The organism is Paraburkholderia bryophila (genome assembly GCF_003269035.1).
Taxonomy (GTDB): Bacteria; Pseudomonadota; Gammaproteobacteria; order Burkholderiales; family Burkholderiaceae; genus Paraburkholderia; species Paraburkholderia bryophila.
The window spans coordinates 46995-72728 of record NZ_QLTK01000023.1 but is presented as its reverse complement, the minus strand read 5'-3'; the positions used below and the strand labels follow the sequence as shown (position 1 = coordinate 72728).

The window sequence follows — 25734 nt, the reverse complement described above, 5'->3', positions numbered from 1 at the left end:
CGGACAGGGTTTTATTTTGTCATCAATGAACTGAAACCGGGGTTAAAACCGCCTGAAAACCCCGCTGGCTCAGGACAATTAATAAAAATTAGCAACGGTTACGGACGCGTCGTCGTATGCTTTTTTCACCGTTGAGACAACCCACAGGAACGTAATGAAGAAGCCGATCCGGCACGCGCGATCGAACCAGGCAAAGGCCTGGTGCCTCGTGATATTGAGCGTGATCGTGAGCGCCTGGCCGCTTGCCGCGTCGGCCGCCGCGCCGCAGGTCCGAAACCAGGCACCGGGCTTTTACCGGATCATGGTCGGCCAGTTTGAAGTGACCGCGTTGCTGGACGGCACGCATCCGTTTCCGATCGATACGGTCGTTGAAGGCGTACCGAAAGCTGAAATTGCCCGTGACCTCCAGCGTGATTTTCTGCATGCGCCCGTGCAAGGTTCGATCAACGCGTTTCTGATCAACACCGGCTCGAAGCTGATTCTGATCGACACCGGCGCGGGCGTGCTGTACGGCGATTGCTGCGACCCTATGCTGGCCAATTTGCGCGCCGCCGGTTATCAACCCGAGCAGGTCGACGAAGTGTTGCTGACGCATCTGCATAAGGACCACGTGGGCGGTATCGTCGCCAACGGCGCGATGGTGTTTCCGAATGCGCTCGTGCGGGTCAGCCAGGCTGAAGCGGACTATTGGCTGAATCCGGCTAACAAACTGACCGCGCCGAGCTTCCTCAGCACCTTTTTCGATGCGGCGGTCGCGTCCGTCGCGCCTTACGTCGCGGCTGGGCGCTTCAAGACCTTCAGCGGCAATACGGATCTCGAACCGGGGATTCACACCATCGCGCTGCCCGGACATACGCCGGGTCATACGGCGTATCTTGTCGACAGCGACGCGAAGGATCTGCTGGTCTGGGGCGATGTGATTCATGTGGCATCGATCCAGTTGCAGAACCCTGCGGCTACCGTCGAGTACGACACTGACGCGGCGTCGGCACAGCGCTCGCGCCGCTACGCGCTCAACCTCGCGGCCGACCGACACTATCTGGTCGGCGCCGCGCACATTGCCTTTCCGGGCTTGGGGCATGTCAGAGAGAACGGCACGACGTACGACTGGGTACCGGTCAACTACGAAGCCGCGCCTGCGCCATGATGGCGGCGTCGGATTCGTCTTTCATCACTTCGAGAGAACGGCAAATGAAAACGGAAACGGTTTCGGTCGCGGTCCGGCAGCAGGCGCTGCAAGCAAATGGTGCCTGCCAGGCAGCGTGCCAGGCCTCTTACGAGCAGAGTGGCGCAGCCTTCCATGACGCTGGCGTGTCGGTATGGAATCACGTGATCCACGCGTTGTGTCGCATCGACCGGAGCGAAGGCGAGGGCGAAGGCGCGGGTGAAGCCTTCCTCCTACGACCGGCTTCGCGGCGCGCGGCTTACGCACTGTCGCCGCACGTTCAGGTGGAAGTGGTGGAGCGTCTGTCCGAGTCGTCCATCGCGGTACTGTGGCAGGACGCGACGCGCTGCCGCTACGCCGACCAGGTGTGGATCAGTTGCCGCGCCCGGCTCAAAGGACGTTGCGCGTTGAGCGGCGCGGTGATTCGCCGCGACGACATGATCTACAAGCCGAGAGTGCGTGCGTCGATTCCGGCCAACGCCGCGGCGATGATTCTCGCCTCGGTGGTCGAGCAACTGCCCGCCATGAAGGTGGCACTGACGAGCGGCGCGCCGGCTAGCGCGTAAGCGGCGCTTCGCAACGTGCTTTCAGCGCGCCTACCGTGCCTCAAGCTTGCTTCACCCACCCGCGTTCGCAATCGATCAACCGCTTCGGGTCCCCGCGTGTCGACCCCCTGCAAGTCGCCCGCGCAGTGCGCGCTTAGTACAAATTTTTTGAATCGTACGTTCAGTTTTTTCCGCGCATCCATTGCAGCCGATGTTCTAGACTTCGGGGACGCAACGCTGAGCGGGCATTCCTCAGTTCTTCCTCCATTCGTTGCGCCAGGGAACTCAGGTAATGATTCGCATAGGTTCGCTTCTGGTCGATCTCGAACGCCGGGAAGTGCTCGCCGATGGTAAGCCCGTCCGGCTGGGCAGCCGCGCGTTCGATATGCTGGCCGTGCTGATCGCCGCGAACGGCGAACTGGTGTCGAAGAACGAGATGCTGAAGGCCGTCTGGCCGAATGCGATCGTCGAGGAAAACAATCTGCAAGTGCATATGTCGGCACTACGCAAGATGCTCGGCGAAAGTCGCGGACTGATTCGCACGGTGTCCGGCCGGGGCTACCGGTTGCTGCAGAGCCGCGCCCCGAAAACGCTCGACGAGGCGAACCACGCAGAACAGGTGGCCGAGCGCGCCACCCCTGATCGCGCCACTCCGCATAACCTGCCCGGCAGCTACTCGCCGCTGATCGGTCGCGACCAAGCGCTCGACGACATTGCGCTCGCGTTGGCAACGGGTCGCCACGTGACGCTGGTCGGCTCGGGCGGCATCGGCAAGACCCGTCTCGCGGTCGAGGTCGCGCGCGGCTTGCTCGCGCTTTTTGCCGATGGCGTCTACCTGATCTCGCTGGCTAGCGCTACCGACGCGAGCGGGGTGCTGGCCGCGTTCGCGGCCAGCGTCGGCGTCACGCCGGCGATGGGTCCCCTGACGCTTGCCACTATCACCCGGCAGATCGCCGGGCGGCGCATGCTGTTCGTGCTCGACAACTGCGAGCATGTGCTCGGGCCGGCCGCGGAACTGGCCGAGACGCTACTGAACGTGAGCCCCACACTGCGCGTGCTGGCGACGAGCCGGGAGCCGCTGCGCGTTGCCGACGAGCATCTTTACTGGGTCGCTTCGCTCGAAGTGCCGGCGCAGGACGATCCCAGTCAGGAGGTGCTGCAATGCAGTGCGGTCGAACTGTTCCTGGCGCGCGCCCGCGCCATCGACACGCGCTTTTCGTCCGACGAGAGAAGCATCCATTTGACCGGCGAGGTATGCCGCCGTCTCGACGGCATACCGCTCGCGATCGAACTGGCGGCGGCGCGCGCGGCGATACTCGGCATCGAGACGCTGGCCGGCCATCTCGACGACCGCTTCAATATGCTGACCGGCGGCAATCGCACGGCATTGCCGCGCCATCAGACCTTGAAAGCGACGCTCGACTGGAGCCATGCGCTGCTCGACGACGCCGAACGCGCCACGCTGCGCCGGCTCGGCATCTTCGTTAACAGCTTCACGATGGAAGCGGCCATCGCGGTAGCCGGCGACGACACGATGCGCGAACTCGACGTGATCGCCGCCGTCTCGGGACTGGTCGAAAAATCGCTGGTGGTCACGCGCGTGGAAGGCGGCCGCGCCAGCTATCGCCTGCTGGAGACCATGCGAGCCTACGCGATACAGAAGCTCGAAGACAACGGCGAGCGGCGCACCGTCACGCTGCAGCATGCGCGTTACTTTCTGAGTTTGCTGGAGCGCGAGGCGCAGGGTCGCGCGGACCTGTCGAACGCGTTCCCGGACGCCTGGTATCAGCGCATGCGGGCGCTGCTCGACGACGTGCGCGCGGCGCTCGGCTGGGCGCTCTCGCCCAAAGGCGATGAAGCACTCGCCGAGACGCTGGCCGTGAAGACTGTCTTTCTGCTTTATGAACTCTCGCTGGTCGACGAATGCTGCATGTGGGCGCGACGGGCGCTCGACGCCGTCACGTCCACGCACTACGGCTCGCGCTCCACCCACCATCTGCGGGTTCGGATGGAACTGCAGGCGGCGCTCGGCGCGGCGCTGGTCTACGTCAACGGACCGAATCGCGAAACGCTCGGTCTCTGGTCCGAGATTCTGGCGTCGGCGATCGCGCTCGGCGATGCGCCGTTCGAGGCGCGGGCCTTGTGGGGCATGTGGAACGCGAGCCAGTCGTCCGGCGCGGCGCGCAATGCGCTGGCGTTCGCGAAGCGCTTCGCATCGCGCGCGGCCGAAACCGGCGACGCGGGCAACGCGGTGCTCGCATACCGGGTGCTGGGTATCGCCTCGCACTATGCGGGCGATCAGCAGCAGGCGCGTGCGTCGATCGAGCAACTGCTGCTGCGCTGCGATAGCGCGCGGCATGGTCTGCCGCTCGGTCGCTCGGTCGATCAAGGCGTTGTCGGCCGCGCGACGCTGGCGCGCGTGCTGTGGTTGCAGGGTTGGCGCGAGCAGGCGTTGCGGCACGCCGAGGCGTGCGTCGTCGATGCGTGCAATCAGCAACAGGCAATCGGCAAATGCTACGTACTGGTCGAGGCGCTGGTGCCGCTCACGCTGCTATCGGGTAAGCGCGAACGCGCAGCGCAGGCGCTCGCGTTGCTGCACGAAGTCGCGACGCACGCGGGCTTGAACGTTGCACAAGTCTGTTGCCGCTGTTTCGGCGAATACCTGCGCTCGCTGGACGACGTCAGCCCCGAGCGTCTGCATGCATTCCGTGTCGCGCTGGAGCATCTCGAGTCGCTCGAATTCGGCGCGCCGCGCGCGATGCTGATCGGCCAGTACAGTCTCGCGCTTGGCCGCGCGGGTCGGCGGGACGAGGGCGTCGCCGCGGTGACCGGCGCGCTGCTGCGCTGCGACGAAGCCGGCGACCACTGGTATGCCGGCGAGCTCAGACGTATTCACGGCGAGTTGCTGCTGATGACGCAGGCGGGCGCGCCGCTGCCGGAGATCGTCGCGCGGGATGCGGAGGACTGTCTGATCGCGGCGCTGGAAGATTCGCTTGCGCAAGGCTGCCGTTCGTTGCAACTGCGCGCGGCGACCAGTCTGGGCGCGCTGTGGCACGCGCAAGGTCGTAGTGCGGAGGCCGCACGGTTGCTGAGTTCGGCGTGTGCGAAGTTGACCGAAGGGCTCGACTGGGACGATTTCAAGGCCGCGACCACGGTGCTGCTGATCGCTTCGGCGGCGGCCGGCGAGCAGGGCGGCGCTTCTGCCTCTGCGGTCTCCAATGCCTCTACCGGCTCGACCCCTTCCGCCAGAATTCCCCGCACCCGAATGGATTCATTCGACGAACCGGCTCGAAGCAACGTTGTAGAGCGCGACTAGGCCGCCTGTTCAGCCGTGCATGGTGCGTTGTTGCGCGACCTCGTCGATCAGGTCCGGCCGGTCCAGTTGCTCGACCCACCAACGCAATGCCTTACCCGTTTCGTCGCCGCGCCACGCAAGATAAAAATGCGTGGTGTGCCGCATGCCAATGACTTCCTTCTGCACCAGTTCACCCCGGCTCAGCGGCTCGGCGGCGAGGCATTCCGGAATCGTGCCGGCCGCCAGACCGCGGATCTGCGCGGCGAGTTTCGCTTCGAGCGTGGGGACCGTCATGACCTCCTGGTTTTCGGCAATCGCGATGGTGCGCGGCGCCAGCTTGCGCGACGTGTCGCCGATCGCCACCACGCGATATTTCGCCACCACCTCTTGCGTTAGCGGGCCCGGCATGGACGCGAGCGGATGATCCGGCGCGACCACGAAGACATGCTTTAACGAGCCGATCGGCTTCGCCATCAGATTGGGAATCGCCGGCGGCTCGCCCGCCGCGCCGACCACCAGGTCCGCGCGACGTGTCAGCAGCGCGTCCCACGAGCCGCCCAGCACTTCTTTCGACAGATGCAGGCGGGTGTCCAGTTTCAGCTTGTAAAAATCGCTGACGTGATCCCACAGCAGGTCGAACGGGATGATTTCGTCGACCGCGATATGCAGTTCGGTTTCCCAGCCGTGCTGGATGCGCTTGGCCTTGCATTCGAGGTCTTCCGCCGCCTGCAGAAGACGGCGCCCTTCCTCGACCACCACGCGCCCGGCATGCGTGAGCATGGCGCGCCTGCCGCTGCGGTCGAACAGCTTGACGCCGAGATCGAGTTCCAGCTTCTGGACCAGATACGTCAACGACGACGGCACCTTGTGCAGCGTTTCGGCCGCACTGGCGAAGGTGCCGGTCCGGTCGATGGCGTCGAGCACCTGCAGCACTTCGAAAGAGAGATTCATGGCAAACGGCGGGAGGGGCGTGAAGTACGCCAGCATACTGGATTCCGGTCGTTTCGCTAATGGCTTCCAACGACCGGCGCGGCTTTTTTATTTGCGCACCGGAGCCCGATTCATTAAGGTCTTTTTAGTCCCGTTCAGGACATTTTTGACGCGCTAGCCTAGCCTTGGCAGATTGCGGCCGCCGGACGGCGCCCGGCTATCTCGCGGACTTCCTGGCCCTCCACCCATGCTCACCCAGCGCTCGACGACTGCCCTATGACCCCGCCCGCGGATGCCGACGGCGCGGTCCCGCCGCGCCTGCGCGGCGAGTGGAAGGCGTACTGGAGCGACGACGCCCCGCGCCTGCTTCACATCGTCAAGGTCGCCCTGGCCGCGACGCTGGCGATGGGTTTGTGCATGCGTTTGGCGCTGCGCACGCCGGGCACGGCGATGGTGTCGTGCGTGATCGTGATGATGCATCAGCAAAGCGGCATGGTCATCGCGCGTGGTTTCTATCGCGGGCTTGGCATGGTGTGCGGCAGTCTGGCGGGGCTCGTGCTGATCGCATTGTTCCCGCAGCAGCCGCTGCTGTTCTTTCTCGCGTTGGCGGCGTGGATCGGCGCCTGCGTGTTCGGCGCGTCGTACTACCGCAATTTCCAGTCGTATGGTTTCGTGCTGGCGGGCTACGGCACCGCGATCACCGCGATGCCCGCGTGGTCGAATCCCTATGGCGTGTTCGACAATGTCGTGTTCACCGTAAGCGAAGTGGTGATCGGCGTGGTCTGCTCGAGCGTGATCAGCGCCGCGGTGTTTCCGCAGCGCGTCACGCCCGCGCTTTACGCATCCAGCCAGCGCAACTTCACGCATCTGTTGAATGCGTTGCATGCCGTGCTCGAACGCACGGCCGCCGTTGCCGGGTTCGACCTGTTTCTCGACCTGATCCGCGAGCGGGCAGGCGTGGAAACGTTGCGCAGCGGCGCGGTTTTCGAAGATCCGTCGATCCGTTTGCACAACCACCTGTTTCTCGATCTCGACCGGAGCTTTCTCGATACCGTGGCGTGGATTCACGCGCTGCATCAGTTGAAGGTCCGGGTCGCCGCCGAAGCCGGTCCGCGCGTGCGGGCGGTCGTCGACCAACTGCTCGGCGACCTGCTCGCCATCGTGCCGGACCAGCGCCTCGCGGAACCGGTCGCGCTCGACCAGGTGCAGACCATGCTGGCCCGTCTCGACGCGTTCGAACAGGCGCTGCCCGCGCACTTGCAGCGCCTGCTTGAGTCGCTGGACGGGCACGCGCCGCAGCAGCGCCAGTTCGCGGCGACCACCGGCGCGGCGCTGTTCTTTTCGATCGCCGATCTGCGCCTGCTGTGCCGCGCTTATGTCGACGCGCGGGTCGAAGACCGCCAGTCGTGGAGCCTGTCGGTGTTTCAGGCGCTCAGCCGGATCGGCCGGACGCGTGCCACGGCCAACCGCACGGCGGCGCTGGTGGCCGGCGCGCGCGCGGCGATCGCCGTACTCGCGGTCGGCGCGGCGTGGCTCGCGTCCGGGTGGGTGAACGGCTCGAGTGCGATCGTCGCGGTGGCGATTACGAGTGCGCTGTTCGCGCTCGTGCCGAACCCGGCGGTGGTGAGCTGGCAGATTTTCGGCGGTTGTATGGCCGGCTGGCTGGCGGGCTTCGGCTTCAACTTTTTTCTGTTGCCGCGCTTCGATAACTTTCCGTTGCTCGCGGCGACCATCGCGATCTTCGTAATGGTCGGCAGCTACGTGAATTCGTTCGCGAGGACGGCGGTGCTCGGGCTCGGCTTCTGCATCTATTTCTGTTTCATCGTCAGCATTTCCAATCCGACGGTTTATAACCCGAGCGCTTACCTCGATACCGGCTTTGCGCTGCTGGTCGGCATCGCCGCTGCAGCGGTCGCGTTCTCGATCATCGTGCCGCGCGCGGGCGACTGGATTTCCGCACAGTACCTGAAGCAGATTCGCGCGCTGGTGGCCGACAGTGCGCGTGACGACGATCTCGACGATCTGCTTTACAGTTTCGAATTGAGTCTGCGCGATTTCATCATCCAGATCGCGGCGGCGCCGGTCGATCCGCGCGTGGATCGCAATCGTCTGATCGGCTGGGCGTTCGCCGCGCTGGAGATTGGCCGCGCGATGATCCAGATGCGGCTGGATACGGAACGACTCGGCGGCACGTTGCCGTCCGCCTGGCCCGCCGCGCAGGACGCGTGGCTGGCGGCGCTCGCCGAGCTATTCTGCAATGCGGCGCCGCCGGCCGCTCAAGCCGCGTTGGCCGCGACGCGGCGCGCGCTGGAGGTGCTGCCGATGGTGCATGCCGACACGGTGGATGCCGCGATGCTCGCGCATTGCCGGATGCGCGCGTTGCTGCACTTCACCGAACTGACCTTGCAGGACGATACTGTGTGGCTGTGGCAAACCGCGGGAGCGGCAGCATGAACACGCGTCGGCTGTTCAACTCGACGAGATGGCGAGCGATCGTGGTAGCGCTCGCGTGTGCGCCGCTGCTCGGCGCGTGCATCGACAGCGGCGGCATCCATCCCCGCGAGTCGCCGATCGACCCGGCGTCGCTCGATGCAGGCGCTGCATTGCGCGCCACCCAGCAGGACGCGAAGTGGCCCACCGACCGCTGGTGGCAACAGTGGCGCGACCCGCAGCTCGACGCACTGGTGCAGGACGCCACCGCCGGCAATCCCGGCTTGCGCGCGGTCGAAGCCCGGATCGACGCGGCGCGCTTCCAGCTACAGATCGCCGGTGCGGCCGAACTGCCGCAACTCGATGCCGACGGCAGTTTCGAACGCCGCCGCTATGCCCGCTACACGACACCCGCGCCGCCGGGCGGCACGACGGTGTGGAGCAACAGCATTCAGGCGGATCTCTCCTACGACCTCGATTTGTGGGGCAAAAACCGCGCGTTTCGCGAAGGCGCGCTCGACAATCTGCATGCGACGGCCGCCGACGCGCGCTTCGCCGAGCTCGAATTGCAGACCGCCGTGGTGCGCAGTTATGTGCAGTTGTCGTTGCAGTACGCGTTGCTGGACGTCTACCGCGCGATGCAGGACGAGCAGCAGCACACCCTCGACATCGCGACGCGCCGCTGGCAAGCGGGCGTGGGCAGTCAGCTCGAAGTCAGCCAGGCCGCCACCCAGTTCGCGACGAGCACGACGCGTGTGCAGCAGGCGCAGCAGCAGCTTGCATTGACCCGTCTTGGCCTCGCCGGGCTGGCCGGCAAAGGACCGGGCTACGGCGACACGCTGCACCGTCCCAGCCTCGCCTTGAGCGTGCCGGTCGCGTTGCCCGCGTCGCTACCGGTGGACCTGCTCGGCCATCGCCCGGACGTGGTGGCGGGGCGCTGGCGTGTGCTCGAAGCGGATAAGGGCATCGATGCCGCGCACGCCAACTTCTATCCGGACATCGACCTGCTGGCCACGGCGTCGCTCGGCTCGGCGGCGACCTTCGGCGGCTTCTTCAATTTTCTGAATAGCGACGGCATGGGACACGGCGTCGGCGCGGCGATCTCGCTGCCGATCTTCGACGGCGGACGACGGCGCGGTCAATACGGCGTAGCGGTTGCCTCGCGCGATGCCGCAGTCGATTCGTACAACCAGAGCGTGGTGAACGCCATGCAGGGCGTGGCGAGTCAGGTGGTGTCGCTACGCTCGCTCGATCAGCAGCAGGCGTCGGTGGAAAGCACGCTCGCGTCGGCGCGCCGCTCGTTCCGGCTGGCCGATACCGGTTATCGCAGCGGCATCACGGAATTTCTGAACGTGCTGGCCGCGCAGAACGAGCAGTTGCAGCAGGAGGAAAGCCTCGCGCAGATTCAGGCGAAACGCCTCGACGCGTGGGCGCTGTTGATGAAAGAGCTGGGCGGCGGGTTCGCGTCCGCAACGACCGACGAGGTGTCGAAAGGAGCCGGCGATGCCGGGCGAAATTGATCTGTTCTCGCTGCTGGTGCCGGGTCTGCTGCCGATTCTGGTCGGCTGCGCGCTGCTGTTCTTCCTGCTCGATCTGGTGCTGGCGCGGCTCGGCGTCTATCGCTATGCGTGGCACCCGGGGCTCTTCCGTATCGCCTTGTTCGCCGCGCTGTTCAGCGGCATCGCGCTGTTATTGCGGCAATAAGCGCGCAACCGAAACGCTTCCGTGAATTCACCGACCGCCTACGTCCGGCCACGATCATGAAAACGCAATCCCTGCTGCGTGCAGCCTTCACGCTTACCCTTCTCGTCGTGGCGATTCTGCTGGTGCGCCTGCTGTGGCTCGACTACATGTTTTCGCCGTGGACGCGCGACGGCCGGGTTCGCGCGCAAGTCGTGCAGGTCGCCACCGACGTATCCGGACTCGTCAGCGAAGTGCGGGTGAAAGACAACCAGTTCGTGCGCAAGGGCGACATTCTGTTCGTGCTCGATCCGGCGCGTTTCCACTACGCGGTGGCGCAGGCCGATGCCGATCTGCTGCGCGCTCAGGCGCAGGTGGCGCAGGCCAAGGCGCAGATGGCCGGCAGCGAATCCGGCTTCGCGATGAAGCGTGCGCAGGCGGCGCGGCGCGCCAATCTGGCGGGCGATGTAATTTCCGACGAAAGCCGTGTCGACGCGGCGTCGCTCGCGAAGCAGTCGGCCGCCGCGTATGCCGCCGACGTCGCCGCTTACAGCGCGGCCCAGGCGCAGGTCAAGACGGCACAGGTCGCGCAGCAGACGGCAGCGCTCAACCTCGCGCGCAGCGAAGTGCACGCGCCGACCGACGGCTACATCACCAATTTGAATCTGTATCCGGGCGATTTCGCCACGGCCGGCAGCGCGCGGATGGCGCTGATCGACTCGCATTCGTTCTGGGTCTACGGTTACTTCGAGGAAACCAAGCTGCCGCACGTGCATGTCGGCGATCGGGCGGTGGTGCGGCTGATGTCGGGCGGCGAAGAGATTCTTGGGCACGTCGATAGCCTGGCGAGCGGGATCGCCGATCGCGACAATCCGACCAGCAATGGCGATCTGCTCGCGGACGTCAATCCGATCTTCACGTGGGTACGGCTTGCGCAACGCGTGCCGGTGCGGGTGCATCTCGACCACATTCCGGCCGGGATGAAACTCGCGATGGGCATGACCTGCACGGTCACGCTGAGGCCGAAAGACGGTCATTCATCGTGAACCTTCGAACGCCCGGCGCCTGATCGATCACGGCCTGAGAAACGATTCAGCACCGCCGGCTGCGGTGCAGCCGAACGGTGCCGAACGATGGTTTAGCCTTGGGCGCTGTCCGGCTGATCGAGCCGTCGGCGTCGGACCTGACCTTAGCCTTGCTGCAGGAACGCCAGCAGATCGGCGTTGACCTTGTCGGCTTCCGTGGTGCACATGCCGTGCGGTGCGCCCGGATAGACCTTCAGCGTGGCGTTCCTGACGATCCTGGCCGACATGCGGCCGGCCTGGTCGATCGGCACGATCTGATCGTCGTCGCCGTGCAGCACCAGCGTCGGCACGTCGATCTTCTTCAGATCGGCCGTGTAGTCCACTTCCGAGAACTCTTTCACGCAATCGTACTGGCCTTTGATCGAACCGAGCATGCCTTCGCGCCAGAACTCGTCGATCGTGCCTTGTTCGATCTTGGCGTTCGGACGGTTGAAGCCGAAGAACGGCACCGCAAGATCTTTATAGAACTGCGAGCGGTTGCTCGCGACACCCGCCCGAATGCCGTCGAACACCGACATCGGCAGACCGTTCGGGTTGCTTTCGGTCTTGACCATGATCGGCGGCACGGCGCCGATCAGCACCATCTTCGCGACACGCGCAGTGCCGTGACGGCCGACGTAATGCGCGATTTCGCCGCCACCCGTCGAGTGGCCTACCAGCATTGCGCCTTTCAGGTCGAGCGCGTCGATCACCGCGGCCAGATCGTCCGCGTACGTGTCCATGTCGTTACCGTGCGACGGCTGGTCCGAGCGGCCGTGACCGCGGCGGTCGTGGGCAATGACGCGATAGCCCTTGTTCACCAGGAACAGCATCTGCGGGTCCCATGCATCGGCGTCGAGCGGCCAGCCGTGCGAGAACACCACCGGCGTGCCGGTGCCCCAGTCCTTGTAAAAGATTCGCGTGCCGTCTTTCGTCGTGACGTAGTTCATGGTGTGACGCTCTCCGTGATGTGAATGGGACGAGTTGCCTGTGTGCGTGTTGCTGACGGATGCCGCTGCCATGGCGGCGCCCGGTGCTGCCATGGCAGCGACGGCGGCACCTGCTGCGCCGGCGCCGGCCATGAGTAGCTGGCGGCGCTGCGCCGACGGCGTGTCGGATGAGTGGCCCAAAGTGATTCTCCAGTCTTGTGTTGTTTCTTGTGTTGTCGATCGGTGTGCCGTTCTGACGTGTGCGTCGTGCGACATCACAGGTTGAATCCTACGGCGCGACTGGCTGTGTTGAACTTCAGAATGCTTAATTCTTCTTAACGGAACTGGAGGCCAGCCTGTGGGGGAATCGGAGCGGAACGACCCCGGCGGCGGGTTGATGGCGAGGCGCGGCCGTGGCTGTGCGAGGCTTGCTGAGGCGGCGCTAAAGTTTGTGCCGCGCGCTGCCGTTATACATTGAGGGGCAGTCCGTCGGGGCTTGCCCATTTCCGACGAATCGACCTGTTTAAAGGAGGTGTGCTGATGCAGATCACCAGCGCGACCAGCCTCAATGCCTGGCAAACCAACGGCGGCGCAACGGCCGCGACGACTACGGCGACTACGGCGAATGCAGATGCATCGGGCTCTGCCGCGGCGGGTTCCGCTTCTACGTCCGCTGCCACGTCCGCTACTTCGTCGGGCTCGTCGGGCTCGTCCGGCTCTCAGTCCGGCAGCGCGACGTCGACTTCGGCGGCATCCGGGTCGTCGGGTAGCGGTGGTAGCAGTTCGACCACACATGCCAAAGGCAAGGGCGGCGGTGGTGGTGGTGGCGGTGGGGCGTCCAGCAGCTCGAGCGCCACGGAATTCGAAATGCAGGAACTCACGCAACTGATCCAGCGGCTGCAGGCGCAACTCGCGGCGGTGGAGTCGCAAATGTCGCAAGCACAGGGATCGCAAACATCGCACGGCTCGCAATCGCAAGGCAGCCAGTCGATCGGGGCGATTCAGTCCGGCGGTGGCGCTTCAGCCGACGCATCCGCGCAAACCGCGCAGACCAGGCATTCGCGCCAATCCGCCAGCTCGACGCAATCGGCTGACAACGACGTTCAGGTCAGCGCTCAGGAAGTTCGTGTGAGCAGCTTGGCAAGTCAGGTGTCGACGATCAATTCCGCCATTGAAATGGCCACCTCCGAGCTCGCCCAACTGATGCTCGCCTCCGGCAAGACAACCGGCATGGTCGACACGCAAGCCTGAGTCGTTCTCTCAAGCCGCGCGCCGCCGCCGCTAACGGCGCTTGCCGACCTGAAAAATCGACAGGGGACGGCGCCGCGCCGTCCAACCGTCAGATATTGATCTGACCGCCCATTTCCACGACGCGATTCGCGGGCAGGCTGTAGTACTCGGCCGCCTGCGCCCCGTTCCTCGCGAGGAACGCAAACAGCTTTTCGCGCCACAACGACATGGCCTTGCTTTCGCCGGTCGCCAGCACCGTATCGCGTGCGAGGAAGAACGACGTGTCGGCGGGCTCGTAGTGCCAGTCCGGAATCTGTTTCTGCGCGATCTCCAGAATCCGCGGCACGTTGGGGATCTCGGTGAAGCCATGACGGACGACGACCGAGTAGCAGCCGTGCCCCAGATCTTCAACCACCGCTTTCTGTTCGTCCGGCACGTGCGGCACGTTGTCGGTCGTTCCGGCCATGAAGATGTTGAACTGATGCATGACGCCGTTGTGTTTCAGGTTGTGCAGAAACGCGCTGGGCGCCATGCCGGCCACGCCGCCGGGAAACACCGCGGTGCCGTTGGTGCGCGGCGGCGCATGGCCGCCGTCGCACAGCGAATGAATCAGGCCGGCGAGCGGCAGGTTGTCGCTTCTCATCCGCTCCATCAGGGTCTCGCGCCCTTTGTGCCAGGTGGTCATCACGGTGAACAGCACGCCGCCCGCCAATAACGGGAACCAGCCGCCTTCCATGACCTTGCTGACGTTACTCGACACGAACACGGCGTCGACCAGCGCGAGCGGCACGATAACCACGGCCGTTTTCAGCGGGCTCCATTTCCACAGGTCGTGGGTAATGAAATACATCAGCAGGGTCGTCAACAGCATGGTCGACGCTACGGCGATTCCGTACGCCGCCGCGAGGTTATCCGACGATTTGAAGAACACGACGAGGAACACCACCGCCGCGTAAAGTGAAATGTTGATGAACGGCACGTACACCTGGCCGATTTCGTGCGACGACGTGTGAACCACCGGAATGCGCGGCAGGAAGCCGAGCTGAACGGCCTGCTTGGTCATCGAGAATGCGCCGGAAATCACCGCCTGCGACGCGATGATGGTGGCCGCCGTGGCCAGCACCACCAGCGGCACCAGCGCCCAACCCGGTGCCGACTGAAAGAACGGTTGCGAGATCGTCGACGGTTTATCGAGCACCAGCGCGGCCTGGCCGAAGTAATTCAGCACGAGGCTCGGCAGCACGAGAAGCAGCCAGGCGAGGTTGATCGGCCGCTTGCCGAAGTGGCCCATGTCCGCGTAAAGCGCTTCACCGCCGGTCAACGCGAGAAACACGGACCCCAGCACGATGAACGCGGTGCCGGGGGCGTGCGTCACGAACGCGAACGCATAGGTCGGCGACACGGCTCGCACAATGCCGATGTGCGGGATGATATGCGACAGGCCGAGCGCGGCCAGCGTGACGAACCAGACGATCATGATCGGCCCGAACACTTTGCCGACCGTGCCGGTGCCGCGTTTCTGAATCTTGAAGAGGCCCGTGAGAATGACGAGCGAGATCGGCACGATCCACTCGGTGAGGTGCGGATCGACCAGCGTCACGCCTTCCACCGCGGAGATCACGGAAATGGCCGGCGTGATCATCGAATCGCCATAGAACATCGCCGCGCCGAACACGCCGAGGGTCAACAGCACCTGCTTCAACCGTTCGGGCGCCACGCGCGAAGCGAGCGCGGTGAGCGCGAGTATGCCGCCTTCGCCGTCGTTATCGGCACGCATCACGAAAGTGACATATTTGAACGTCACCACGACGATGATCGCCCAGAGAATCAGCGACACGATGCCGAACACGTTCGTCTGGGTGATGCCGCCGGCTGCCTTCAGGCATTCGCGAAGCGTGTAGAGCGGGCTGGTGCCGATATCGCCGAACACCACGCCGATGGCGCCCAGTACGAGGCTTGGTGCGGCCGCCTTGACGGTGGCGTTGGGTGAGGAAGTCGCGGAGGAGGACATAGGTCTGTCGTAAGCGGAGTAAAGGCGGCAAGCGTGTCAGCGTGGCGGGACAAGCAATCAATGCCGGTCGATGCAACTTGCGAGCTGATACAAAGGATAGGCCAGGCTCGGGGCGGTCTGTGTGGGCTACGCTACCTCAGCCGCCAGATTCCCCAGATCGCGATGAGTAGTGCGAGTCCGAACCCACCGCCCAGCAGGATATAAGTGCCCATGTGAATCCTCGATGTCTTCGGCGAAGCCTGATTGACGCGTCGCGTCGCGACACGTGCCAGCCCGAATCCTACCGTGGCTTCCTTTCAGTAAACATCGCGATGCCTGCACCCGGCGCGCTGCTTTCTTGGTACCGATTGGTCGGCGCGGATTCGTTATGAATAGCGGTGCGTGAAAAATACCGGCGCCGTTGATTGCGCATTGACACTCGCCCATCAGGTCAATATGATCGAGGTAATTTCAAACGCCCTCCCGGTCCGCCGGGAGGGCGTTTCTTTTTGGTTTTCCAACTCCCAAAAAGGAACGTGTTGAAATGAACCGCTTTATCTCCACCGACGAAAATGCAACCTCAGGCCTCGGTTACGTGCGTCACGGCACGGGTCCCGAGTGTGTGCTGGTCTTACATGACTGGCTTGGCGACCATACGAACTACGAAGCCGTGATTCCTTATCTGGACGGCGCCGCGTTCACCTATGTGTTTGCCGATCTGCGCGGCTATGGATGCTCTATCCAGTTGACCGGCCAATACAGCATTCGGGAGATCGCGGACGACTGCCTCGCATTGGTCGACAGCCTGGGATGGCAGCGCTTTCATCTGCTCGGCCATTCGATGACCGGCATGGCAACGCAGCGAATCGCCGCCGATGCGCCAACCCGTATCAAGAGTGCTATTGCCGTCTGCCCTGTTTCGGCGGCCGGAAATCGTTTGAACGACGAGGCGCTGGCATTCTTCGCGAGCACCACGGAGAACGACGACGCGTTCCGCCGACTGATCAGGTTCGTGACCGGTGGGCTGTCCGACGGCTGGGCCGAGATGAAGTTACGGCAGAACCGGGAAAGGGTTGCTGCAGCATGCCGGTCCGGCTACCTGACCATGTTGACTGGAACGGACTTTGTCGATGACGTTCGCGGACTCGACACGCCGTATCTGATCATCGTCGGCGACAAGGATCCTGGACTCGGCGAAGACGCGATGCAGCAGACGTTCCTTGCATGGCATCCCGATGCGAGGTTGCTGGTCATTCCGAACTGTGGCCACTATCCGATGCAGGAGTGTCCGCCGTACTTCGCGACGGTGATCGAAAGCTTCCTGCGCGAGCACGCCGGTTAAGCGGCGATGCAGCCGTGAGCGAAATTCACGGCTGCATCGCTGCCTGCATTTACGCATGCAGCACCAGCTTCTGCACCCGCCAGTTCAGCAATTCAGCCACGAACAGCACGTTCTCCGACGGGCACGCCATCTGGTGAATCCAGCCGAATTGCTTCAACTGTTTGCCGGATTGACCGAGCACGCCGAGCACCTTGCCGTCGAGCGTCATCTTGTAGATACGGCCCGGATAACCGTCGGCGCTATACAGCACCTGATTCGGTCCCGGCGAAATGCAAATAGCCCACGGTGCGCCCGGCGCGAACGTGCCGGCGGCGAGGGTCGCTTCGTCCGGCATGTTGCCGATCGCCGGTCGCGCGCCCGGCGGCACCGGCACGTCGATCGTGAATTGCCGCAGGAACGTGCCTTCGGTATCGAACACCTGAATGCGGCGGTTGCTGCGATCGGCGACGTAGATGTTGTCGTGCGCGTCGAGCGCGATGCTGTGCGGCGTATGAAACTGTCCCGGACCGGTGCCGCGCTCGCCCCACGACTTGAGCCAGTTGCCGTCGCGATCCACCTTGGCGACGCGCGAGTTGATGTAGCCGTCGCTGATGTACGTATTGCCCGCCACGTCCCACGCAACATCGGTCACCTGGCGGAACCGTCCGTCTTCGGCGGGCAGCGGCGGGTTGGGGTGCTTGAGCGGCGCGGTGTCTTCGTCGGCGGCTTCCTGCTTGCGGCCGAATACCATCGCGACGCGGCCGTCCGGGGTGAATTTGATCACCATGTCGGAGCCTTTGTCCGTCACCCAGATGTTGTCCTGGCGGTCGATCTTGACCGTATGCGCGAACGACCACGCGTACAGATTGCGGCCGATCTCGCGAATGAAACGGCCGTCGGGCGCGAACTCCAGCAATTGCGCCGCGGCCGCGCCATAGGCCGGTCCGTTGGTGTTGCCGCGCGACAGCACGAAGATGTGTCCGTGCGAATTGAGCGCGACGCCGGAGCATTCGCCGAAATACGTGTCTTTAGGCAAATGAACGGGATTGGCAATCGAGTCGTAAGGAATCGAGGGCGCGGCTTGAGCGTCCGCGAAGGCGGATGGTAGGGCGAGACCGGCAGCGGTGCCGGCGATCAGGTTCAGGAACGTACGGCGACTGATTGCGCGATGTTCCGCGCTGCCGCAGCAAGGGCACAACGACCCGTATTGTTCGTTCATCTTCTGTCTCCGGTGGGCACGCTTACCTGGTGCCATGCGCGATAGTTGTATCGGGCACGCGTCACGTGCCGAACGTACAGAAGCAATCCTAGTTCACAAAGCGCTTAATGGCTAAGGCGTCTTTACGCCAAGGTCCCCGCTTGCCGCGCGTCCTTGTTCTGCGCGACGATCAACGCCAGCGACGAAGCCAGAATCGCTTTCGCGAGTTTGTCTTCGTCGACCGCACGCGCCAGCGTGACCGCCCCGACAATCGTCGCGACGATGCCGAGCGCCATGCTCTCGCTGGGACCGGCCAGCGTCCTGGCAATTTGCGACGTTAGCGAGTGGACGTACTGGGTCAAGCGGTCTCTCACTTCCGGACTCGCATGCCGAGCTTCGCCCGCCAGCGAACACAACGCACAACCGTTGCCGGGATCCTTGACGTGGCGATCGCTGAGAAACAACTCCGCCATGGCTTGCAAGGGCTCTTTCGCCTTGGCCCCGCCTTTACCCGAAGCCGTGTTCAGTGCCGCGATGCGTTGCCGGCTCTGAGTGACGGCATATTCCAGCGCCTCGACGATCAACGCGTCGCGCGAAGAAAAATGCCCGTAGAACGCGCCATGCGTGAGCCCGGCGCGCCGCATGCAATCCGCCACGCCGAGCGCGCCGATCCCCTCTTCACGAATTTGCCGCGACGCTGTTTCCAGCACGCGCTGGCGGCTTTCCGCCTTCTGTGCCTGCGAGTAGCCCATTTCGTTCACCGCATCTTGACAATCTGCATGATGAACATAATACTGAAAATGTGCATGACGATCAACATGCAGAATGGCCGAATGGGACATCGCCGGGATGTCTGATTTATGTGGCGGTGTGGGCGGCCGCTTAACCGTTTTCGGGTGTCGCGCAGCCATCGCTTTGGCTGGGCCGGCGGCGCCTTGAAGGAGAAAGATGATGCGTTTCACTGGAAAGACAGCGTTAATCACGGGTGGCAATAGCGGGATTGGTTTCGTCACGGCCAAGCTGATGATTGCCGAAGGCGCACGTGTGGTGATCACCGGCCGCGATCGCGCGAAGCTGGATCAGGCGGTCGCGGAACTAGGCGAAAACGCTCTAGGCGTGCAGGCCAATCTCGACGACGAAGCGGCCATCGGCACGCTATTCGAACGGATCGGCGGCGCGTTCGGTTCGCTCGACATCGTCTTCGCGAACGCCGGCATCTCGGGGCCGACGCCGCTCGGCGGCACATCGGCCGCTGCGTTCGAGGCGATTCTGCGCACCAACCTGACCGCGGTCTTTCTGACGGTGCAGGCCGCACTGCCGCTGATGAGCGCCGGCGGCGCGATCGTCCTGAACGGCTCGGTGATGCGCGAACTCGGCTCGCCGGGTTCGGCAGCTTATTCCGCCACCAAGGCGGGCATTACGGCCATGGCGAAAGTTTTCGCGACCGAACTGGTGCAACGCGGCATTCGCGTGAATACCGTGATTCCGGGCGGCACGCGCACGCCGATCTGGACGCGTGGCGCGCGTGAGGGCGCCACGCTCGACGCTACTGAAGAAGCGCTCGCACCGCGCATTCCGTTTGGCCGCCTGGCCACGCCGGAAGAAGTCGCGGCGGCCGTGCTGTTCCTCGCGTCGAACGACGCTTCGGGAATGACCGGCGCGGAGATCGTCGTGGATGGTGGCACGACCGGCGCACCGTGGGGCTCGGCGCTGTTCCGGCAGGGCTGATGCGCGGCTAGGGGGGGCCGTCTCGCCACGCTGTGATCGGATCAGGAACTCAGGGTGGGGGCGACGCACCGCCTCCGTCTTCGTCCTCGTTCAATAAGTGCCGCGCACCAGGTTGCTCGGCCGCCCATCGACAAAGTTCTCGATGTTATCCATCAACTGATCCGCCAGCCCCTGCTGTGCCTCATCCGACGCCCACGCCACATGTGGCGTCAGAATCACGTTCGGCCGAGCGGCGGCGCGCAACAGCGGGTTGTCCTCGGACGGCGGTTCGCCTGCCGTCACATCGAATCCCGCGCCGCTGATCAGCCCTTCGTCGAGCGCCTGCACGAGCGCGTGTTCATCGACCAGTCCGCCGCGCGCCGTATTGATCAGCAGCGGCCGCCGTTGCATGGCGCGAAACTCGGGCATGGCTAGCATGTTGCGAGTGTGCGGCGTGAGCGGACTGTGCACGGTGATGATGTCGCTGGTCGCCAGTACTTCGTCCCATGGTGTGTACAGCGGGCCGAGTCCGTCGCGGCCCTTGTGCGCGGCGAACATCGGCTGCATGCCGAAAGCCTTGCCAATTTCCGCGACGCGCTGCCCCAACACCCCTTCGCCGATGATGCCGAGTTTCGCGCCGGCAAGATCGTGAATCGCGTGCGTGAAGAAACAGAATTGCCCGGACTTCTGCCACTCGCCGGCGAGCACGTCATCGCGGTAGGCGATCAGATTGCGCCTGAGCGCGAGGATCAACGCGAAGGTATGCTCAGGCACCGTGTTGATCGCATAGCCGCGAATATTGCTGACCGCAATGCCGAGGCGTTCGCACGCCGCTTTATCGACGCAGTCGGTGCCGGTCGCGGCAACCGCGACGAGCTTCAGATCGGGCAACTGCGCGAGCAGGTCTTCGGTCAGCGCGACCTTGTTGGTAATCGCAATCGATGCCCCGGCCAGGCGCTTGAGCACCTGATCCGGCGTGGTGCGATCGTGCTCGATCAGTTGATGATCGAAGCGCGGCTCGCGCAACACGATTTGCGGCGCTAATGTGGCGCGGTCGAGAAAAACGATCTTATGCATGGTCATGTCCCCGATGATTTACAGGTGCCGCTTCGCTTCAGCGACGATACATTCCGCCGTGATGCCGAAGTGTTCATACAGCGTTTCCGCCGACGCCGACGCGCCGAACCCCGTCATGCCGACGAAGCCGCCACGCTCGCCGAGATAGCGATCCCAGCCGAAACGCAACGCCGCTTCGACGCCCACGCGCACCGTGCCGGCCCCGAGCACGGCTGAACGGTAGGCGTCGTCCTGTTCGTCGAAGATCTCCCAGCAGGGCATGGACACCACCGCTGTCGCAATGCCTTCGTCCTGCAAGCGGCGGCGTGCCTGCAACGCCAGTGCCACTTCGGAACCCGTGGCGAGCAGCGTGACGGCGCGCGGTGCGCCGTCCGCCTCGGCCAGCACGTAAGCACCGCGCTTCGACAGCGATTCGGCGCTGTGTTCGCGGCGCACCAGCGGCAGCGTCTGGCGTGCAAACACCAGGGTGCTCGGACCATGCCGGTGTTCCAGTGCGAGCGCCCAGCATTCGGCGGCTTCCACGGCGTCGGCGGGACGCAGCACGCGCATGTTCGGCATCGCGCGCAGCGATGCGAGGATTTCGACGGGCTGATGCGTCGGCCCGTTTTTGCCGACGCCGATCGAGTCGTGGCTGAACACGAAATGCACCGGCAACGCCATTAACGCGGCCATCCGCATGGCCGACCGCTGATAGTCGGAGAACGCCAGATAGGTCACGCTGGTCGCGATCACGCCGCCGTGCGCGGCCATGCCGTTGGCCATCGCGCCCATCAGATGTTCGCGCACACCGCAGTGAACATAGGCGCCGCTGCGGTCCGCGGCGGTGAACGCGTGCAACTGGCGTTTGTGTCCGGTGGGCGCTTCGAGATCGGCGCAGCCGACCATACGTTCCGGCAGCAACGGCGCGAGCAGGTCGCTAATTTCGCCCGATACTGCGATGCCGGGCTGCGCTTCGTCGCGCTCCACGGCGCGCCGGCGATAGTCGTCGAGCACCTCGCGCCAGTCTGGCGGTAAATGGCCACACTGCACCCGCTTGAATTCGGCGCGCTGCGCATCCGGCAATGCGGCAACCCGCGCCTGCCATGCGCGATGCTGCGCATCGCTGCGCTGACCGGCCGCGCGCCATGCGCTCAGAATCTCCGTGGGTACGTCGAACGGCGCGTGCGGCCAGCCGAGTTGCTCGCGTGCCGCGTCGGCGTCGGCCTGGAACAGCTTGCCGCTGTGGCCGCCGCGCTGCCCTTGCAAGCGCGCAATGCCGCGGCCGATCACGGTCTTGCACGCGATCACCGAAGGCCGCGGGTCCGCACGCGCAATCGTCAACGCCGCCGAGACCGCTTCCAGATCGTGCCCGTCCACTTCGATCACCTGCCAGCCGCCGACCCGAAAACGCGCGCAGACGTCTTCGCTGATCGACAGCGAGGTGCTGCCGTCGTCGGTAATCTGGTTGTCGTCCCAGCAGAGAATCAGTTTGCCCAATTGCAGATGCCCCGCCAGCGAAATCATTTCCTGACCGATGCCTTCCTGCAAACAGCCGTCGCCGACAAACGCGTACGTGTAGTGATCGACCAGATCGCTGCCGAACTTCGCCGCGAGATACGCTTCGGCGATCGCCATGCCGAACGCGTTGGCGATGCCCTGACCGAGCGGGCCGGTGGTGGCCTCGATGCCGTGCGCCGGTTCGTACTCCGGGTGGCCCGCGCAATGCGAGCCGAGTTCGCGGAACGATTGGAGTTGCGCGAGGCTAATCGCGCTATAGCCGGTCAGATAGAGCAACGCGTAAAGCAGCAGCGAGCCGTGTCCGTTCGACAGCACGAAGCGGTCGCGATCGGGCCAGGTGGGATCGGCCGGATTGAACTTGAGGTGTCGGGTAAATAGCGCGGTGGCGATTTCGGCCATGCCGAGCGGCACGCCTTGATGGCCCTCGCCGGCGCGCAGGATCGCGTCGATGGAGAGGAAGCGGATGGCATCGGCGAGCGGCGGCGCGGGCGTCGTTTGCGCAAGCGGCGAAGCCGCAGGCGCTGAAGAGGCCGCAGGCGCAATGGCAGCGGGCGAAGCATTAAGCACAGCAGGCTGGGCTTCGGTGGTGGACATGGCAACAGGCTCCTCTACGCCAGCCCGCGAAGCGGGCGGCGGCAATCCGACAGAGTGGAACAAACGGAATGATTCGGCGGCGAAGCAGGTGTGGCGATCTTGCGCGAGGCCACGTTGCGTTATGCGCAGGACCGGCCAGCGGCCAGCGCAGCGCAACCTCGCGCGTCAGCGACTCAATGCAGGAACCCGGTCGAAATCCACGGCACGGCGGCCACCACGATCAGCCCGACCATCAACGCGGCGATATAACCCAGAATCGGCTTCATGCCTTCATCGGGATGAATGCGGCTCACGGCGCACGCCGAGTAATAACCCACACCGAACGGCGGCGCGAACAGGCCCACGCCCATCGACAGGATCACGACCATGGCGTAGTGCACGTCGTGAATGTGCATGGCGCGCGCGATCGGGAACATCAGCGGGCCGAACAGCACGATGGCCGGAATCCCTTCGAGCACGCTGCCGAGAATCACGAACACGCAGATCGACGCCGCCATGAACATCGCCGCGCCGCCCGGCAACGCACCGAGGGTTTGCGCGAGCTGGCCCGAGAAGCCGGACTGGGTCAGCGCCCATGCCATCGCGGTGGCCGCGCCGATGATCAGCAGGATCGCGCCGGACAGCGACGCCGTATCGATCAGCATCGGCTTGAGCCGTCGCCACTCGAAGCGGCGATAGATCAGCAGGCCCGCCAGCACCGCGTACGCAATGCCGATAGTGGACACTTCGGTCGCCGTCGCAATGCCTTCGACAACGGCCGCGCGAATCACGAACGGCAACGCCAGCGCCGGAAACGCGATCACGAGCTTGCGCAGAATCTCGCCGCGCGTCGCGCGCTTCACATTCGACATATCCTCGCGCCGATAGCGCCACTGCACGACGATGCACAACGTGAAGGCGAGCACGATGCCAGGCAGCATGCCGCCCGTGAAGAGTGCCGAGATCGAGATGCCCGTCACCGACCCAAGGGTGATCAGCACGAGGCTCGGTGGAATCGTCTCGGTCTGCGCGCCGGTCGCGGCGAGCAGCGCGACCAGATCGCCGGGTTTCGCGCCGCGCGCTTTCATCTCCGGAAACAGCACCGGCGCGACGGCGGCCATGTCGGCGGCTTTCGAACCCGAGATACCGGACACCAGATACATCGCGCCGACCAGCACATACGACAAACCGCCGCGCACATGGCCGAGCAGGCTGGCGAGAAACGCGATCATCGCGGCGGCCATGCCGGTCATCTCGATCAACTGGCCGAGGAACACGAACAGCGGCACGGAAAGCAGAATCAGATGCGACATGCCTTCGTCCATCCGGCCGACCACCACCGGCATCGGCGTATTCGTGGTGAGCGCGAGGTAGCCGAAGGTGGCGAGCCCGAACGAGAACGCGATCGGCACACCGCTCAACACCCCAAGCGCGACCAGCCCGACGAAAAAAATCAGCAGGTTGAGATTGCCGAGGTCGCGCAACATCGGTCCGAGCAGAATGAACACGCCGACCAGCGCGCCGACCGTGGCGAGTGCGGCCAGAATCAACCGCCAGTGGCCTATGCGCGCGAGTCGCACCACCGCGACCAGCAGCATCAGCGCCGAGCCGATCGGCAACGCGGCCGCGCGCCACGAATTCGACAGTTCGAGCGCGGGCGTGGTGATGAACGACTCGTCCTGCGCGAAGCTGATCGCGGGGCCGACCACCATCGCGAGAAACGCGATCGGCGCCGCGATCGCCACTACGTCGAGAAATGCCCGCACGCCCGGCGACGCCATGCCGACCAGCGCGGTCATCCGCATATGTTCGCCGCGCCGCAACGCGATCACGGCGCCGAGCATGGCGAGCCACAGAAACAGCATCGACGCGAGTTCGTCGGACCAGACGAGCGGCGCATGCAGCAGGTAGCGGCTCGTCACGCCGGCCAGCAGCACGCCGATTTCCGCCAGCACCAGCAACGCGGCGGGAATTTCCACCAGATGCCCGAGCGCGGAATCGAGCGCGCAGGCGAAACGATGCTGCGCGTCGTGCGAATAGAAGATCGTGGTCATCGCATTACCCCAGTTTTCCGACGGACTTCTCCAGCAGGCCCCAGGCTTCGTCGCCGTATTTGCCCTTCCAGTCGTGGTAGAAGCTGGTCTTGGCCAGCGCGGCGCGGAACGCCTCACGATCCACGTCGACGAAGGTAATGCCCTTCGACTTCAGATCGTCGCGCAGCGAATTGCTGAGCTTCGCGATATCCGCGCGTTGCAGCATCGCGGCTTTCTCGAACTCGCGTGTGACGATTGTGCGGATGTCGGCCGGCAGACGTTCCCACGCGGCGCGGTTGCCGAGAATCCAGTAGCCGTCCCACACGTGCGAGGTCAGGCTGATGTACTTCTGCACTTCGTACAGCTTGGCGGTGGCGATGATCGGCAGCGGATTTTCCTGGCCTTCCACCACGCCCGTCTGCAACGCCGAATACAGTTCGTTGAAGTTGATCGGCGCCGGCCCAGCGTCGAGCGCCTTGAACAGCGAGGTCAGCATCGGCGCCTGCGGCACGCGAATCTTGAAGCCCTTCAGATCGGCGGGCGCACGCAATGCACGCGTGGAGGAACTGATCTGCCGGAAGCCGTTGTCCCACACCTTGCTGACCGACACGATGCCGGACTTGGCGATCTGCGCGCGAATGTAATTGCCGAGGTCGCCGTCCATCGCTTTCCAGACCGCGTCGTAATCCTTGAACGCGAAACCGGTATTGACGATGCCTGCTGCCGGCGTGAGCGTCGCCAGAATCGACGAGGCCTGATTGAAAAACTCCACGCCGCCGTTGCGTACCTGCGAGAGCAGGTCGGTGTCGGAGCCGAGCTGATTCTGCGGAAACAGCTTGATGTCGAGGCGGCCGTTGGTCGCGTCGCGAATGTGATTGATCGCTTCCTGCGCGCGGATGTTGACCGGATGGGTCGGGTCCTGGCCGGTGGCGAGCTTGTACGAAAACTCGGGCGCGGCCAGCGCGCGGCGCGACACGCTCCATAACGGCGCGGCGGCGGTCAAGCTCGCGCCGGCCTTCAGAAAGGTGCGGCGACTGATGCCCTGCGGGGCGTTCGAACGGGTAGTCATG

General features: G+C 64.4%; 19 protein-coding genes. 10 read left to right on the top strand and 9 right to left on the bottom strand.

Going from position 1 to position 25734, the window contains the following annotated elements:
- Window positions 1-154: 154 nt before the first annotated feature.
- From BX591_RS26440 to BX591_RS26430, 3 genes are all read left to right on the top strand, one after another.
- On the top strand, window positions 155-1147 hold the full coding sequence (locus BX591_RS26440) for an MBL fold metallo-hydrolase (protein WP_111934270.1): 993 nt from the start codon (window positions 155-157) through the stop codon (window positions 1145-1147).
- A 44-nt stretch (window positions 1148-1191) separates the two neighbouring features.
- Window positions 1192-1731 carry a DUF3331 domain-containing protein gene (locus tag BX591_RS26435; RefSeq protein ID WP_111934317.1) on the top strand — a complete coding sequence of 180 codons (540 nt, stop codon included), beginning with the start codon at window positions 1192-1194 and terminating at the stop codon, window positions 1729-1731.
- Between the two features lie 271 nt (window positions 1732-2002).
- Complete coding sequence (locus BX591_RS26430) at window positions 2003-5026, top strand: ATP-binding protein (protein WP_111934269.1); 3024 nt, start codon at window positions 2003-2005, stop codon at window positions 5024-5026.
- A gap of 9 nt (window positions 5027-5035) precedes the next feature.
- On the opposite strand, the gene BX591_RS26425 is transcribed toward BX591_RS26430, so the two are convergent.
- A complete protein-coding gene (locus BX591_RS26425) occupies window positions 5036-5956 on the bottom strand; it encodes a LysR family transcriptional regulator (RefSeq protein WP_111934316.1) in 921 nt (306 codons plus the stop codon).
- Window positions 5957-6211: 255 nt separating this feature from the next.
- Between BX591_RS26425 and BX591_RS26420 the strand changes: the two genes are divergently transcribed.
- The 4 genes from BX591_RS26420 to BX591_RS26405 are packed head-to-tail and all read left to right on the top strand — an operon-like array spanning window position 6212 to window position 11091.
- Window positions 6212-8389, top strand: coding sequence for an FUSC family protein (locus tag BX591_RS26420; RefSeq protein ID WP_111934268.1), 2178 nt, complete (start codon window positions 6212-6214; stop codon window positions 8387-8389).
- On the top strand, window positions 8386-9885 hold the full coding sequence (locus BX591_RS26415; protein ID WP_111934267.1) for an efflux transporter outer membrane subunit: 1500 nt from the start codon (window positions 8386-8388) through the stop codon (window positions 9883-9885). Before BX591_RS26420 ends, BX591_RS26415 begins: the two co-directional genes overlap by 4 nt.
- On the top strand, window positions 9869-10069 hold the full coding sequence (locus BX591_RS26410; RefSeq protein WP_111934266.1) for a DUF1656 domain-containing protein: 201 nt from the start codon (window positions 9869-9871) through the stop codon (window positions 10067-10069). Before BX591_RS26415 ends, BX591_RS26410 begins: the two co-directional genes overlap by 17 nt.
- 56 nt (window positions 10070-10125) lie before the next feature.
- A complete protein-coding gene (locus tag BX591_RS26405; RefSeq protein ID WP_111934265.1) occupies window positions 10126-11091 on the top strand; it encodes an HlyD family secretion protein in 966 nt (321 codons plus the stop codon).
- A gap of 143 nt (window positions 11092-11234) precedes the next feature.
- Here BX591_RS26405 and BX591_RS26400 read toward each other — a convergent pair whose 3' ends face one another.
- Window positions 11235-12059 carry an alpha/beta fold hydrolase gene (locus tag BX591_RS26400; RefSeq protein ID WP_244147020.1) on the bottom strand — a complete coding sequence of 275 codons (825 nt, stop codon included), beginning with the start codon at window positions 12057-12059 and terminating at the stop codon, window positions 11235-11237.
- Window positions 12060-12578: 519 nt separating this feature from the next.
- Here BX591_RS26400 and BX591_RS26395 point away from each other — a divergent pair.
- The gene (locus BX591_RS26395) at window positions 12579-13289 is read left to right on the top strand and encodes a hypothetical protein (RefSeq protein WP_111934264.1); all 711 of its coding nucleotides are present in this window, start codon (window positions 12579-12581) and stop codon (window positions 13287-13289) included.
- A gap of 88 nt (window positions 13290-13377) precedes the next feature.
- On the opposite strand, the gene BX591_RS26390 is transcribed toward BX591_RS26395, so the two are convergent.
- The gene (locus BX591_RS26390; RefSeq protein WP_111934263.1) at window positions 13378-15279 is read right to left on the bottom strand and encodes a potassium transporter Kup; all 1902 of its coding nucleotides are present in this window, start codon (window positions 15277-15279) and stop codon (window positions 13378-13380) included.
- 574 nt (window positions 15280-15853) lie between these two features.
- Here BX591_RS26390 and BX591_RS26385 point away from each other — a divergent pair.
- A complete protein-coding gene (locus BX591_RS26385; RefSeq protein WP_244147019.1) occupies window positions 15854-16600 on the top strand; it encodes an alpha/beta fold hydrolase in 747 nt (248 codons plus the stop codon).
- Between the two features lie 49 nt (window positions 16601-16649).
- On the opposite strand, the gene BX591_RS26380 is transcribed toward BX591_RS26385, so the two are convergent.
- Both BX591_RS26380 and BX591_RS26375 read right to left on the bottom strand, forming a co-directional pair.
- The gene (locus tag BX591_RS26380) at window positions 16650-17798 is read right to left on the bottom strand and encodes a peptidyl-alpha-hydroxyglycine alpha-amidating lyase family protein (RefSeq protein ID WP_111934261.1); all 1149 of its coding nucleotides are present in this window, start codon (window positions 17796-17798) and stop codon (window positions 16650-16652) included.
- Window positions 17799-17920: 122 nt separating this feature from the next.
- Window positions 17921-18739 carry a TetR/AcrR family transcriptional regulator gene (locus BX591_RS26375; protein WP_244147018.1) on the bottom strand — a complete coding sequence of 273 codons (819 nt, stop codon included), beginning with the start codon at window positions 18737-18739 and terminating at the stop codon, window positions 17921-17923.
- Between BX591_RS26375 and BX591_RS26370 the strand changes: the two genes are divergently transcribed.
- Window positions 18729-19505, top strand: a complete 777-nt coding sequence (locus tag BX591_RS26370) for an SDR family NAD(P)-dependent oxidoreductase (protein ID WP_111934314.1) — start codon at window positions 18729-18731, stop codon at window positions 19503-19505. The two genes, BX591_RS26375 and BX591_RS26370, sit on opposite strands and share 11 nt — an antisense overlap.
- A 90-nt stretch (window positions 19506-19595) precedes the next feature.
- Here BX591_RS26370 and BX591_RS26365 read toward each other — a convergent pair whose 3' ends face one another.
- The 4 genes from BX591_RS26365 to BX591_RS26350 all read right to left on the bottom strand — a co-directional run bounded on the left by BX591_RS26365 (window position 19596) and on the right by BX591_RS26350 (window position 25733).
- A complete protein-coding gene (locus tag BX591_RS26365) occupies window positions 19596-20561 on the bottom strand; it encodes a D-2-hydroxyacid dehydrogenase (protein ID WP_111934313.1) in 966 nt (321 codons plus the stop codon).
- Between the two features lie 18 nt (window positions 20562-20579).
- The gene (gene tkt, locus BX591_RS26360; protein ID WP_111934259.1) at window positions 20580-22652 is read right to left on the bottom strand and encodes a transketolase; all 2073 of its coding nucleotides are present in this window, start codon (window positions 22650-22652) and stop codon (window positions 20580-20582) included.
- Between the two features lie 173 nt (window positions 22653-22825).
- On the bottom strand, window positions 22826-24685 hold the full coding sequence (locus BX591_RS26355) for a TRAP transporter large permease (protein ID WP_111934258.1): 1860 nt from the start codon (window positions 24683-24685) through the stop codon (window positions 22826-22828).
- Between the two features lie 4 nt (window positions 24686-24689).
- Window positions 24690-25733 (bottom strand): TRAP transporter substrate-binding protein, encoded by a 1044-nt coding sequence (locus BX591_RS26350; RefSeq protein WP_111934257.1) that lies wholly within the window; start codon window positions 25731-25733, stop codon window positions 24690-24692.
- Window position 25734 lies beyond the last annotated feature (1 nt).